This is a genomic window from uncultured Salinibacterium sp., assembly GCF_963974405.1.
Classification (GTDB): domain Bacteria; phylum Actinomycetota; class Actinomycetes; order Actinomycetales; family Microbacteriaceae; genus Rhodoglobus.
The window spans coordinates 1,238,950-1,251,414 of the sequence record NZ_CAXBBH010000001.1 but is presented as its reverse complement, the minus strand read 5'-3'; the positions used below and the strand labels follow the sequence as shown (position 1 = coordinate 1,251,414).

12 protein-coding genes are annotated in these 12,465 nt (G+C 61.0%); 8 read left to right on the top strand and 4 right to left on the bottom strand.

The annotated features are described in order from the left end of the window. Positions 1 to 12 precede the first annotated feature (12 nt). The 3 genes from AACZ26_RS06230 to AACZ26_RS06220 all read left to right on the top strand — a co-directional run bounded on the left by AACZ26_RS06230 (position 13) and on the right by AACZ26_RS06220 (position 3,154). Positions 13 to 1,686, top strand: coding sequence for an FAD-binding dehydrogenase (locus AACZ26_RS06230; RefSeq protein WP_339619986.1), 1,674 nt, complete (start codon positions 13 to 15; stop codon positions 1,684 to 1,686). 37 nt (positions 1,687 to 1,723) lie between these two features. Further along, complete coding sequence (locus tag AACZ26_RS06225; RefSeq protein WP_339619984.1) at positions 1,724 to 2,401, top strand: DUF2510 domain-containing protein; 678 nt, start codon at positions 1,724 to 1,726, stop codon at positions 2,399 to 2,401. Between the two features lie 192 nt (positions 2,402 to 2,593). Continuing rightward, positions 2,594 to 3,154, top strand: a complete 561-nt coding sequence (locus tag AACZ26_RS06220; protein ID WP_339619982.1) for a hypothetical protein — start codon at positions 2,594 to 2,596, stop codon at positions 3,152 to 3,154. A gap of 7 nt (positions 3,155 to 3,161) precedes the next feature. Here the strand turns inward: AACZ26_RS06220 and AACZ26_RS06215 are convergent, their stop codons facing one another. Beyond that, the gene (locus AACZ26_RS06215) at positions 3,162 to 3,842 is read right to left on the bottom strand and encodes a hypothetical protein (protein WP_339619980.1); all 681 of its coding nucleotides are present in this window, start codon (positions 3,840 to 3,842) and stop codon (positions 3,162 to 3,164) included. Positions 3,843 to 3,861: 19 nt separating this feature from the next. On the opposite strand from AACZ26_RS06215, the gene AACZ26_RS06210 reads away from it, so the two are divergent. The 5 genes from AACZ26_RS06210 to AACZ26_RS06190 all read left to right on the top strand — a co-directional run bounded on the left by AACZ26_RS06210 (position 3,862) and on the right by AACZ26_RS06190 (position 9,746). Then, a complete protein-coding gene (locus tag AACZ26_RS06210; RefSeq protein ID WP_339619978.1) occupies positions 3,862 to 4,731 on the top strand; it encodes an acyl-CoA thioesterase II in 870 nt (289 codons plus the stop codon). A gap of 412 nt (positions 4,732 to 5,143) precedes the next feature. Then, positions 5,144 to 6,442: a glycine betaine/L-proline ABC transporter ATP-binding protein gene (locus AACZ26_RS06205; protein ID WP_339619976.1), complete on the top strand. Its 1,299-nt coding sequence runs from the start codon at positions 5,144 to 5,146 to the stop codon at positions 6,440 to 6,442. Then, on the top strand, positions 6,439 to 7,401 hold the full coding sequence (locus AACZ26_RS06200; protein ID WP_339619974.1) for a proline/glycine betaine ABC transporter permease: 963 nt from the start codon (positions 6,439 to 6,441) through the stop codon (positions 7,399 to 7,401). Before AACZ26_RS06205 ends, AACZ26_RS06200 begins: the two co-directional genes overlap by 4 nt. 104 nt (positions 7,402 to 7,505) lie before the next feature. Beyond that, entirely contained in the window at positions 7,506 to 8,399 is an 894-nt protein-coding gene (locus AACZ26_RS06195) for a glycine betaine ABC transporter substrate-binding protein (protein ID WP_339619972.1), read from the top strand. A gap of 114 nt (positions 8,400 to 8,513) precedes the next feature. Continuing rightward, complete coding sequence (locus tag AACZ26_RS06190; RefSeq protein ID WP_339619970.1) at positions 8,514 to 9,746, top strand: glycerate kinase; 1,233 nt, start codon at positions 8,514 to 8,516, stop codon at positions 9,744 to 9,746. Positions 9,747 to 9,749: 3 nt separating this feature from the next. Here the strand turns inward: AACZ26_RS06190 and AACZ26_RS06185 are convergent, their stop codons facing one another. Genes AACZ26_RS06185 through AACZ26_RS06175 form a run of 3 tightly spaced genes read right to left on the bottom strand, consistent with a single transcriptional unit; the run spans position 9,750 to position 12,433 of the window. Continuing rightward, complete coding sequence (locus tag AACZ26_RS06185) at positions 9,750 to 10,217, bottom strand: thioesterase family protein (protein ID WP_339619968.1); 468 nt, start codon at positions 10,215 to 10,217, stop codon at positions 9,750 to 9,752. Further along, positions 10,218 to 11,900 carry an energy-dependent translational throttle protein EttA gene (gene ettA / locus AACZ26_RS06180; protein ID WP_339619966.1) on the bottom strand — a complete coding sequence of 561 codons (1,683 nt, stop codon included), beginning with the start codon at positions 11,898 to 11,900 and terminating at the stop codon, positions 10,218 to 10,220. 47 nt (positions 11,901 to 11,947) lie between these two features. After that, positions 11,948 to 12,433: a DUF6993 domain-containing protein gene (locus AACZ26_RS06175; RefSeq protein ID WP_339619964.1), complete on the bottom strand. Its 486-nt coding sequence runs from the start codon at positions 12,431 to 12,433 to the stop codon at positions 11,948 to 11,950. Positions 12,434 to 12,465: the final 32 nt, after the last annotated feature.

Sequence of the window (12,465 nt, the reverse complement as noted above, 5' to 3'; positions counted from 1 at the left end):
AAGGAGCCACGGATGCCGCAGTCCCCCGAATTGGATGCAATCGTTGTCGGAGGCGGCCTCGCTGGCCTGGTTGCTGCGGCCGAGCTGCTCGCCGCTGGCAAACGTATTGCGCTCGTCGAGCAGGAGCCAGAAGCGAGTCTGGGCGGCCAAGCGTGGTGGTCGTTCGGCGGCATGTTCCTCGTCAATTCACCTGAACAGCGTCGGCTCGGCATCAAGGATTCTCTGGAACTCGCGCGGCAAGATTGGTTCGGCACGGCCGGGTTTGATCGCGACGAAGACGAGTGGCCGCGTCGCTGGGCTGAGGCCTATCTTCAGTTCGCGGCGGGCGAGAAGCGCGAGTGGCTCCGCGAGCGCGGGGTGAAGTTCTTCCCCGTCGTCGGCTGGGCAGAGCGCGGCGGCTACACGGCTCTCGGTCACGGCAATTCGGTACCGCGCTTCCACATCACGTGGGGCACTGGCCCGGCCGTCATCGAACCTTTTGTTGCTGCCTTGCACCGCGGAATCGAGCAGGGACTCGCGACGCTGCACGTGCGTCACCGCGTTGACGAACTCATCTCCGAGAACGGTGCTGTCGTCGGCGTACGTGGTGCAACGCTTGCACCGGATGATGCAGCACGTGGAGCCGCAAGCAATCGAACGGTAGTCGGCGATTTCGAACTTCGTGCCCCCGCCACGATCGTCACCTCGGGTGGAATCGGCGGCAATCACGAACTCGTGCGCGCGCACTGGCCTGCACGCTTGGGGCCTGCGCCCGCACAGCTGCTCAGCGGCGTTCCCGCCCACGTTGACGGCCGGATGCTCGGCATCGCCGAAAACGCCGGAGCTCGCCTCATCAACGGCGACCGCATGTGGCACTACGTCGAAGGCATCCAGAACTGGGATCCGGTGTGGCCGAAGCACGGCATCCGCATCCTCCCTGGCCCGTCTAGTGTCTGGCTCGACGCGACAGGCCATCGCCTCCCGGCTCCCCTCTTCCCGGGTTTCGACACCCTCGGAACCCTCGAACACATCGTCTCTACCGGCTACGACCACTCGTGGTTCGTGCTCACGCAAGCGATCATCGAGAAAGAGTTCGCTCTCTCCGGCAGCGAACAGAATCCCGACCTCACGGGCAAAAGCGTGCGCGAACTCCTCAAGCAACGGTTAGGCAAAGGCGCAGCGGACCCCGTAGAAGCGTTCAAAAGGCATGGAGCGGACTTCATCGTCGCCGACACCCTTGACGAACTGCTCGACGGCATGCAGAACCTCACACCTGAAGTCGCGATCAACGCCGAACAGGTGCGGCTCGAAATCGAAGCGCGTGATCGCGAACTCACCAACTCTTTCACTAAGGACTCCCAGATCACTGCGCTGCGACAGGCACGTAACTACCTGGGCGACAAACTGATTCGGGTGGCCAAGCCTCACCGCATCCTTGACCCGAAAGCGGGACCGCTCATTGCGGTCAAGCTGAATATTCTGACCCGCAAGAGTTTGGGCGGCATCCAGACCGACCTTTCCGGGAGCGTGCTCGGTGTCGACGGCGCGGTAGTGCCCGGGTTGTGGGCTGCCGGCGAGGCCAGCGGATTCGGTGGCGGCGGGATGCACGGCTACCGTGCGCTCGAAGGAACCTTCCTCGGCGGCTGTCTTTTCAGCGGACGGGCCGCGGGCCGAAGCGTTGCGGGAACACAAAACGCCAGCGAGTAACTTTCAACTTTGTTCTGACCGCGGCTAGGATCGCAGCGTGAATGACGCCTCGACTCCCCTCCCGTCCGCTGGTTGGTATCGCGATCCCGCCGGAGGAGCTGCTCCTCGCTGGTGGAATGGCACCGAATGGGCTGCGGCCAACACGGTGCCCGCTGATGCGACGCCGCTACCGACCTCGGCCCCCACTGCGAACGCCCCTACTGCTACGGTGGCGCCGGTCGCTGCAAACTATTCGCACACGGCACCGAGCGCTCTCAGCGACGCCGCAACAAATACGTGGCAAATCTGGGTGCTGGCGCTCTTGCCTCTCATCATCGCCCCGTCGTATCTCCTCATCGATGTCTCGAGCTGGTTGCCCGCGGTAGGCGAAGATGCGTTCACGGCCCAACTCCGCCAGTATTCTGATCCGGGATATCTGCTCGCCCTTGTGGGGGGATGGCTGATCTACGGCGTCAGCATTCCGTTGGCGATTTTCGACCGCCGAATCCTCAGCGCTCGCGGTATCGACCGGCCGTTCCACTGGGCCTTCATTTTCTTAGGCAGCCTTGTGTACGTTATCGGGCGCTCCGTTGTCGCTCGACGCCGCACTGGTCATGGCATAGCTCCCCTTTGGGCGGCAATTGGGGTTCAGGTGCTCAGCATTGTTGCGGGAGGCATCTTTGTCGTGAACTTGGTGAACGCCACGATGAACTATGTGACGGAGTTCACCTACTAACGACTCGCGCACACGAGCATTACGGTCGTCTGAGCTTCAGAAGCCATCTGCCGCGGCGGCAAAGCGTGGTGGAACGGCTCATCCTGGGGCCCTTCGGAGTATGTTCCCGGCAGCACCGTCGTATCGCACCAGCCTGCGGGCGTCACTCATCAGCCCGCCTTAGCCAGTGCAGCGTTTTCCGCGACGGCCTCGGTGAGCCATCCCGCAAGCGCTCAACCGATCGCGACGACACCAGCAGCAGCGACTCCTGTTTCCTCGCGAGCCCCCTATAGCACCGGGGCATCAGCAGCCATGCCGTCGCCCCACACGTGGCAGGCGTGGGCAATTGTCGTGCTCTCGCTATTCCCGTTCGTGGGTATGAGTTACATTACGGCGACCACAGCCGGACTCGACACGAGCCTGTATTCGCCTGAGGAACAATTCGCGATCGTGACTAGTCCGCTCTATGCCGCGGCGATGGGCAGCATCTGGTTTGCTTTCATCGCCAGCTTCTTCTTAGCTCGCTCAGACGGCAAAAAGCTAGAAAGCCGCGGAGTGCCCTATCCCATGCCCTGGGGCCTGATCTATTTCGGCGCCCTGGTCTTCATGATTGGGCGAACCGCCAACGTCAAGCGCTACGTGGGTTCGGGGCTTTCGATCTTCTGGGCGACTCTTGCGGTTCAGGTTCTTGGGGCGGCTGCGATGTTCGGCGGCGCGTACATCGCGGTGTCGAACTTCGGTTCCACGCTCGGCGTGGTTACCGGTGGCTTTTAGTCGGTCGCTAGCGCGCGACTGACCAGGCCCGACGCTTGACAAGCACGTGCCCGCGCTTCGTCGTGAGTCGTGTCCACGCCCCTGATTCGTAGACGGATGCCGCTTCATCGTCTCCGAGGAACCCGAGGCTGACCGCCGCGAACCCTGCACCCGCAGGCAGGTAATCGGGCTCATCGAGTGGGCGCCCCCAGACTTCGGTGCGCACTTTGTGAACAAGTGCTTCGCCGGTGCCGGTCGGGATCGCCGCCGCGACTTCGTCGATTCCTGCGCGTGCTGCTTCTTCAAGCACGGCGCTAGGAACCGAATCGATAGCTACCCAACCACCGCGGGGTGGCGTAATGGCCGCCCAGGTGACGGTGTTGACACTCATCGGCAGGCTCACCTCGACGGGCTCGCTGGTTGCATCAGCGGAATCTTCCAGTGCACTTTCAATTCTCGCGAGAAGTGAGCGCACCGGAACAACCGCGTCAAAGTCGCCTTTTGCCCCGAGAGCGAAGGTGCGCAATCCCAGTACCGTGGGGCTCTGATCGAGCAATCCGGCGGGATGCAGCACAGAAACATAGACGGCTAGAACTCCAGCGCCACCGATGAGGCGCACGGAGCCTTCATCCACTCGGGCAGCTCGTCCCAAGAAAACCTGCAGGTCGCCCAGTGCGAGGGAATCGACCAAAGTAAACGTTCCAGTCATAGGCCTCTAAACTACAGGCATGAGCGACCCTATGTCTGGGCTTCTGACTGCCCTTGATCTGACCGACACCGGTGCACGAACAAGTGAAGACATTTTTACCGGTCCTAGCCAATGGATGCCGCAGGGCCGAGTCTTCGGTGGCCAAGTGTTAGCGCAGGCTCTTGTTGCCGCTCAGCGCACTCTCGCCGCCGACAGAGTCGTGCACTCGATGCACGGATATTTCCTGCGCCCGGGTGACGTGAACCTGCCCATTACGTTCTCGGTCGACCGCATTCACGATGGTCGCTCTTTTTCGACCCGCCGCACTCAGGCCTATCAGGACGGCGTGCCTATCCTCTCGGCGATCGCTTCTTTTCAGGATGATGATGAGGGGCTCGACCACCAGATTGATATGCCCGCTGATCTCCCCGACCCGGAGTCGCTCCCGACGACGGCAGAGATTCTTGCAGCAGTCGATCATCCGGTCGCTCGGTACTGGGCCTCGCAGCGCCCCTTCGACATGCGCTATGTAACGTCCCCGATCTTTCTCGGCGTTGACGGCGGCACAGTGGCGCATCAGGCGGTCTGGCTCAAATCTGTTGGCCCCATGCCTGACGACCAGAATCTGCATCGCGCTGCACTTGCCTATGCCAGCGACTACTCAATCCTGGAGTCGATTTTGCGACGTCACGGCCTCGCGTGGGCAACCCCGGATATCAAAGTTGCGAGCCTCGATCACGCGATGTGGTGGCATCGGGATGCTCGCGTTGACGAGTGGCTTCTCTACGTGCAGGAGTCCCCCAATGCGATCGGCGGGCGCGGCCTTGCGCTCGGGCGAATCTACGATCGCTCAGGGCGACTTATTGCAAGCGTTGCCCAAGAGGGCATGGTTCGCCCTCCGCGCGACTAGCCACAATATTCGTCAGATTTGACGGTTGCAGCGAACCGTAATGTAACAAAGCGGTAACAAACCCCACCCCGCTCGATCCCCATTCTGCCGCGGATCGAACCAAGCCGACACCTCGCTATGTCCCCAATCTGGCGGACTCGAGCCTGCACAAATGCTGGAAAAACGTTACCGTGGATATCGGCCTTGCCCCCGGTGTGCCTGTTTGGCTTTGTGGGCAAGGTGCTACGAATCAGGCCGCGAACGCCACTCTTTGAGAGCGTCGTTCGTATGGTTGTTTCGCAGTGGAACCGCTCCGACAGTGTGTTCCCTTTCGCCAATCACGCAACGCGCGCTGGTTGAGTTGAAAGCTGCGTTCAACCCGGACCGTAATCAAGAAAAGCGAAGCCCTCAGGTGCCCAGCATTCAGGAGAACGTGACCGACAACATTGCAGTCAGCGCCAAAAATCTCTACAAGGTTTTTGGTCGACGCCCCCATGAAGCAGTCGAGCGGCTCAAGAACGGTGCCTCTCGCGATGAGATCTCAGACCTGGGAACAGCTGCGGTCATCGACGCGAGCTTCGACGTTCACCAAGGCGAGATCTTCGTCGTCATGGGTCTCTCCGGTTCAGGAAAGTCAACGCTGATCCGCATGCTCAACGGCCTGTGGGACACGACCTCAGGTTCCGTCACCGTCGGCGGCGACCTCATCACCGGCATCTCTGCCCCCAAACTTCGCGACGTTCGCCGTCGCCACATCTCCATGGTGTTCCAGCATTTTGCGCTGTTCCCGCACCGCAGTGTTCTCGAGAATGCCGCTTACGCTCTCGAAGTGCAGGGCGTGCCCCGCGACGAGCGACTGGCTCGCGCCCAGAAGACAATCGACCTCGTCGGCCTCAAGGGCTGGGGCGAAAAGATGCCATCGCAACTTTCCGGTGGAATGCAGCAGCGTGTGGGTCTTGCCCGCGCCTTAGCCGCCGACACCGACGTGCTCCTCATGGACGAGGCATTCAGTGCGCTAGACCCGCTGATTCGTCGTGAAATGCAAGAGCAACTGCTCGAATTGCAGCACGAGCTTGGCAAGACGATCATCTTCATCACGCACGACCTCAACGAAGCTATGTTCTTGGGTGACCGCATCGCGGTGATGCGCGACGGCCGCATTGTTCAAATCGGAACACCAGAAGATATCCTCACGGACCCCGCGAACGACTATGTCGAACAGTTCGTACAAGACGTTGACCGTGCGCGCGTTCTGACAGCCTCAAGCGTCATGGAACCAGCTCGCAGTACCGTTCTTGCTGGCGCTGGCCCCCGTGCAGCGCTCAAAACCATGCGCGATCTGCAGACCTCGACCGCCTTCGTGCTCGGGCGTGACCGTAAGCTCCAGGGAGTCGTGCGTGACGCCGACGCTATGAAGCTCGTGCGCAAGGGCGTCACCGATTTGTCCTCCATCTTGAGTGACGATTTCAACGCCGTTCAAGAAGACACCTCACTGTCTGAACTCTTCGTTCCCTCTGTCGAGAGCCCCCTGCCGCTCGCTGTTGTCGATGCGAATGGCCGCCTCGTAGGCGTCGTTCCTCGCGTCACTCTGCTTGCTGCACTCGGCAACGTCACCACAGACACCGGTGACATTCAGATTCTCGAACCTCGGCTTACCGTCCCCTCCGCTGTCATCACGGACGCTCTTGCGTCCAGCGATAGCGACTCCTCAGTGAAGGAGGATGCACGATGAATGACTTCCTTAGAATTCCCCTCGGCCAATGGGTTGAGAACTTCATTGACTTCGTCACGTCCACCTTCGGCTTCCTTTTCGACTTCATTAAGCTGGTCATCTCCTCGATCGCCGACGGAATGAGCTTCGCGTTCGCTTCGCCGCCGTTCTGGGTGATGCTCATCATCTTCGCGGCACTCGCCTTCGTTGCACGAGGGTGGTTGTTCTCGCTCGGCACCACGCTCGGCTTCCTTTTGATCCTCAGCTTGGATCAGTGGGAGAACGCCATGGACACCCTCGCTCTGGTGCTTGTCGCCGCAGCGATCGCCGTGCTCATCAGCGTTCCGCTGGGAATCCTCGCGGCGAAGTACCGCACCGTCTCCACGATCGTCAAGCCGATTCTCGACTTTCTGCAGACGATGCCCGCATTCGTTTACCTCATCCCCGCGCTCATCCTGTTCCGCATCGGTGACGTTCCCGGAATCGTGGCAACAGTGCTCTTCGCCCTCGCTCCCGGCGTTCGCCTGACCGAACTCGGCATTCGCGGCGTCGACCATGAGGTTGTCGAAGCCGGTCAGGCCTTCGGTGCATCGCCCGGCCGCATCCTGCGCCAAATTCAGCTGCCTCTCGCGCTCCCGTCCATCATGGCCGGCATCAACCAGGTCATCATGCTGTCTCTCTCCATGGTCGTCATCGCGGCCATGGTTGGCGCCGGCGGCCTCGGTGGTCCCGTTATCCAGAGCCTGAGCCGTGCGGATGTCGCACTCGGCTTCGAAGCCGGACTCTCGGTCGTCATCTTGGCCATCTTCCTCGACCGGCTCACCGCATCGTTCGGCTCCGGCAAGGGCTACTTCCGATTCATTCTCGATTCGTTCAACTTTCGGGCCCGCCGCTCCGAATCTGATTCAACGGAGAGCACGACCGCAGATTCCGGCGCAGCCTCAGCTGAACCAGCCGAACTGACCCCTCCCGTTCGCTAATTTTCGGGCGCCACCCCGCGCTCGTTTCCGGCACACAGAAAAATCCTGTGTGCATCGACGTCAACACCGTCGACGCTTTCGCGTTGACAGAAAAGGACGACACAATGAAAAAGCAGACACGTGCTGCAATTGCAATCGGAGCGGCAACGCTCCTCGGTCTGTCGGCATGCGCCGCAGGCGGAGACGACACTGCTGGCGGAGACGCCGCTGAGAACAAGGACCTGAGCATTGCCGTCTTCAACGGTTGGCCCGAGGGCGAAGCAGTTTCGTACCTGTGGAAGGCAATCCTCGAAGACAAGGGCTACAACGTCGAGCTCGAATACGCTGACGTAACCCCGATCTTCTCGGGACTCAGCACCGGTGACTACGACGTAGCGCTTGACGGATGGCTCCCCATCACTCACGCCAGCCTGATGGAAGAATACGGCGCAACGATCGACGACCTCGGCGCTTGGAACAGCGAAGCGGGACTGACCGTTGCTGTAAACGCTGACGCTCCCATCGACTCGCTCGAAGAGCTCGCAGCAAACGCTGACATGTTCGACAACCGCATCGTCGGCATCGAGCCTGGCGCGGGCCTTACCGAGGCAGTCATGGACAACACCATGCCTACCTATGGCCTCGACGGAATGGAACTCCTCACCTCGTCGACTCCTGCCATGCTTGCTGAACTGCAGGCAGCGCTCGACAACGGCGAGAACATTGCCGTAACGCTCTGGCGTCCGCACTGGGCCTACGATGCATTCGACATCAAGGACCTTGCTGACCCCGAGGGAACTCTGGGCGACGTCGAAGAAATTCACTCCTTCGCACGCGAGGGACTGAGTGACGACATGCCAGAGATCACCGAGTGGATCTCGAACTTCAAGATGGACTCCGAGCTGCTCTACTCGCTCGAGAACGTCATGTACAACGAGTACGAGGGAACCGACTACGAGCCCATCGTTGCTGACTGGATCGCAGCGAACCAGGACTACGTTGACAGTCTCACCAGCTAATACTGATTTAGCTTTCAGCACTTCGGTGCTGTAACTCACAAAAAGGGGTCGCCTTCGGGCGGCCCCTTTTTGCGTGCGCGCGGGCGCTCTCCCCTGTCGCGCTAGGGTCGAAGGGTGCCAGAAATCGAGAACCCCGTCGTCATCATCGCTCCCGACTCTTTCAAAGGCAGCTTGAGCGCTGCGGATGCCGCAGCAGCCCTAGAGCGTGGCGCACGCGAAATGCTCCCCGACACCGCAACAGTGCTCACGTTTCCCATGGCCGACGGCGGAGAAGGCTCCCTCGACGCCGTTCTCGCCGCCTGGCTTCAGCCCGCCCTCACGATGTCAACCGTCGACGCTCTCGGACGCAGCCGGGACGCGCACTACGGCCTCGACCTCGACGGTCACCGTGCCGTCATCGAAGCCGCGCAAGCCAATGGGCTCCCCCACGTGCTCGACGCCACCCCTGAGCCACTGCGCGCTGACAGCTACGGCGTCGGCCTGATCGCCGCGAGTGTCATCGAGCGTGGCGCCCGCGACGTGACGATCTTTCTCGGCGGCTCTGCAAGCACAGATGGAGGCAGTGGCCTGCTCCGCGCCCTCGGTGCGCGCTTTCTCGACGCTAACGGCACCGAGTTGGCACCCGGAGGCGGCGCGTTGGCTTCCCTCGAAACGATCGACCTGAGTGCGCTCAAGCCTGGCGTTCTGGAGACGAGCTGGCGTATCGCCGTCGATGTCACCAATCCGCTGACCGGAAGCCACGGCGCGGCCCACGTTTTTGCTCCTCAGAAAGGGGCAACGGCATCCGATGTTGCCGTGTTGGATGCCGGGCTCACCCGTTTGGCGGAAGTACTCGCCGCGACTCCCCTCGTCGCCCAACGCGGCTTCTCAGCGGCGGGAATCGCGGCGCTGCCCGGAATCGGAGCCGCCGGCGGAACCGCCGCCCCACTGGTTGCGCTCTTCGGTGCTGAGCTCGTTCGTGGCGCTCAGCTCGTCGCCGACACGATCGGGCTGAGTGACGAGATTGGCACCGCTGACGTAATCATCAGCGGTGAGGGTCGGCTCGATGCTCAGTCGCTCGAAGGAAAAGTCGTCGACTATCTGCGTGGCGCTAAAAGCACCACAGCATTCCTTGTTGTTGTGGCTGCGATTGTCGACCTGACACCGGAGCAATGGTCTTCAGCCGGAATTGATGCAGCACTACCGCTGGGTTCCGGCGTCGAAAATCGCAAGGAACTCTTTCAATATGCTGCTCCTCTGCTCGAAGCGCGAGGAGCCCACGCGATTGCCGAATGGCTTGACCCCACCGATCTCGACGAAGAATTTCGGGACGACGAGGGCGACGGGATCGCCGCGGAAAGCGATTAGCCGCTAACGCCGTTTGGCGAACTCCAGCGGTTGTTCAACGTAACGCCCAAAGACTTCACGCTGTTCATCGCTAATGCGTTGCGGACGTGAAGTAGCGCTGTCGACGAGCACGAGAGTTGTGGATGCCCGTACATAGAGTTCGCGCGGGGAAACGTTCACCGGCGTATAGATTTCGTAGCAGACCTCGAGGCTTGCTCCGCCGACTCGGCCGATCCACATCTCGATATCGATGGGTTCCCGCAGGTACGGGATCGGCAACAGGTACTCAATCTCTTGCCGCGCGATGAGTGTCATCGTGGCTCCGCCTGGGCGACCATCGAGCACGGCGGTGAGGGGCGCATCCCCTCCCGCTGCCGGCCAGAATGCGTGGATGCGCGCCTCTTCAAGGAGGCGAAACACTTCGGCATTGTTGACGTGTTGGTACGCGTCAACATCTGACCAGCGCAGCGGGAGCGGTACGTGAAGTCTCATCTAGTCGCGAGTGAGCTTGCGGTAGGCGCTGCGGTGCGGCTTGGCGGCGTCGGGGCCGAGCCGCTCAATCTTGTTCTCTTCGTAGGCTTCGAAGTTTCCTTCGAACCAGTGCCAGTACCCCGGAGTCTCTTCGCTGCCTTCGTACGCAAGGATGTGGGTCGCGATGCGGTCGAGGAACCACCTATCGTGAGTAATCACCACAGCACAGCCGGGGAACTCAAGCAGTGCGTTCTCGAGGCTTCCGAGAGTTTCAACGTCGAGGTCGTTAGTCGGTTCGTCAAGCAGCAAGAGGTTTCCGCCCTGCTTGAGCGTGAGCGCGAGGTTGAGGCGGTTGCGCTCACCACCGGAGAGCACACCAGCCTTCTTCTGCTGGTCTGGACCCTTGAAACCAAACTGCGAGACGTAACCGCGCGAAGGGATCTCCGTCTTGCCGACCTGGATGTAGTCCTGACCGTCGGAGACAACCTCCCACAGTGTCTTGTTGGGGTCGATTCCGCCGCGGCTCTGGTCAACGTAGGAAATATCAACGGTCTCGCCGACCTTGAGCGTTCCTTCGTCGAGGGGTTCGAGGCCGACGATCGTCTTGAACAGCGTGGTCTTTCCGACACCGTTGGGGCCGATGACGCCGACAATTCCGTTGCGGGGAAGCGTGAAGCTCAGGCCGTCGATAAGAATGCGCTCGTCGAAGCCCTTCTTGAGGTTCTTGGCATCGATGACCTGTGATCCCAGGCGCGGGCCCATCGGGATGACGATTTCTTCGAAGTCTAACTTTCTGGTCTTCTCCGCCTCGTTCGCCATTTCTTCGTAGCGTGCGAGTCGTGCCTTCGACTTGGTCTGGCGGCCCTTGGAGTTTGAGCGCACCCATTCGAGTTCGCTTGAGAGTCGCTTCGCGAGCTTGGCGTCTTTCTTGCCCTGCACCTGGAGGCGTTCTTGCTTCTTCTCAAGGTAGGTGGAGTAGTTGCCCTCATAGGGGTAGAGGTGACCGCGGTCGACTTCGGCGATCCATTCGGCAACGTGGTCGAGGAAGTACCTATCGTGAGTGACCGCGAGTACGGCGCCCGGGTACTTGGAGAGGTGCTGCTCGAGCCAGAGAACACTTTCTGCGTCGAGGTGGTTAGTGGGCTCGTCGAGAAGCAGCAGGTCAGGCTTCTGGAGAAGGAGCTTGGTGAGCGCTACGCGGCGCTTTTCTCCACCGGAGAGCTTGTTGACGGGCCAGTCTCCTGGCGGCGTGCGTAAGGCATCCATTGCTTGCTCAAGCTGGGAGTCGAGGTCCCACGCATCGGCGGCGTCAATGTCTTCTTGCAGCGAGCCCATTTCACTCATCAGGGCATCGAAGTCAGCGTCGGGTTCTGCCATTTCGAGGCCGATCGCAGCGTGACGGTCGACCTTTGCTTTAATTTCGCCAACGCCTTCTTGCACGTTTTCGAGAACGGTTTTGTTCTCGTCGAGTTCGGGCTCCTGCATGAGGATGCCGACGCTGTAGCCGGGGCTCAAACGAGCTTCACCGTTGCTGGGGGTGTCGAGCCCAGCCATGATCTTGAGGATCGTGGACTTACCGGCACCGTTGGGGCCGACCACACCGATCTTCGCGCCGGGGTAGAACGACATTGTGACGTCGTCAAGGATGAGCTTGTCGCCGACCGCTTTTCGCGCGCGCACCATGGAATAAATGAATTCGGCCATACGACCATTCTACGGAGCGTTCGGGCTCAGTCGAACCCGTTGGGGTGTTACCAGTCGATCGGGCGGGTCTTTCCGACGAGACAGCTTCCCGTTGCCAGCAACGGCTCGATGGATGACACGTAATCGTCTGCAGTGAACTGCCCGATGAGGCATTCCCCCTTGATTCGCACAGAAACCACGATGGAGTCTGCAGCGAGTCCGATAGCGGTGGCGTCTGGGGTGACTTCCATGTCTTGCTTCTCGAAACCGTTGTCGACGAGTTTGTCGACAATACTGCGGCCGTCACCTCGACCGTTGGCGTCGAAGTAGTCGTTGTTGAGCATGTCGAAGAACTGACGGTTGCCTGCGGCGGCCTCTCCCGGACGCAGGATCGGCCCGGTCGGCGTCGCACCGGGTTCGGGAGTGCTGCTGACTTCTGTGCTTGGCGTCGCAACCGGCTCGGACTCTTGCGCTACACAACCGCTGAGAGCAACGGCAGCCGCACACACTAGGGCTAGCACAGCACCGAGGCGGCTGGCGGGTCGTACGCGCATTGCATTCCCTTCATGGGCCACGAGACTTCGGC

What these genes read in the sequence shown, in the direction of transcription:
- AACZ26_RS06230 (WP_339619986.1), top strand. Translation starts at nt 13, where the DNA reads ATGCCGCAGTCCCCCGAATTGGATGCAATCGTTGTCGGAGGCGGCCTC.
- AACZ26_RS06215 (WP_339619980.1), bottom strand. Translation starts at nt 3,842, where the DNA reads ATGACTGGAACGTTTACTTTGGTCGATTCCCTCGCACTGGGCGACCTG.
- AACZ26_RS06210 (WP_339619978.1), top strand. Translation starts at nt 3,862, where the DNA reads ATGAGCGACCCTATGTCTGGGCTTCTGACTGCCCTTGATCTGACCGAC.
- AACZ26_RS06200 (WP_339619974.1), top strand. Translation starts at nt 6,439, where the DNA reads ATGAATGACTTCCTTAGAATTCCCCTCGGCCAATGGGTTGAGAACTTC.
- AACZ26_RS06195 (WP_339619972.1), top strand. Translation starts at nt 7,506, where the DNA reads ATGAAAAAGCAGACACGTGCTGCAATTGCAATCGGAGCGGCAACGCTC.
- AACZ26_RS06185 (WP_339619968.1), bottom strand. Translation starts at nt 10,217, where the DNA reads ATGAGACTTCACGTACCGCTCCCGCTGCGCTGGTCAGATGTTGACGCG.
- ettA (WP_339619966.1), bottom strand. Translation starts at nt 11,900, where the DNA reads ATGGCCGAATTCATTTATTCCATGGTGCGCGCGCGAAAAGCGGTCGGC.
- AACZ26_RS06175 (WP_339619964.1), bottom strand. Translation starts at nt 12,433, where the DNA reads ATGCGCGTACGACCCGCCAGCCGCCTCGGTGCTGTGCTAGCCCTAGTG.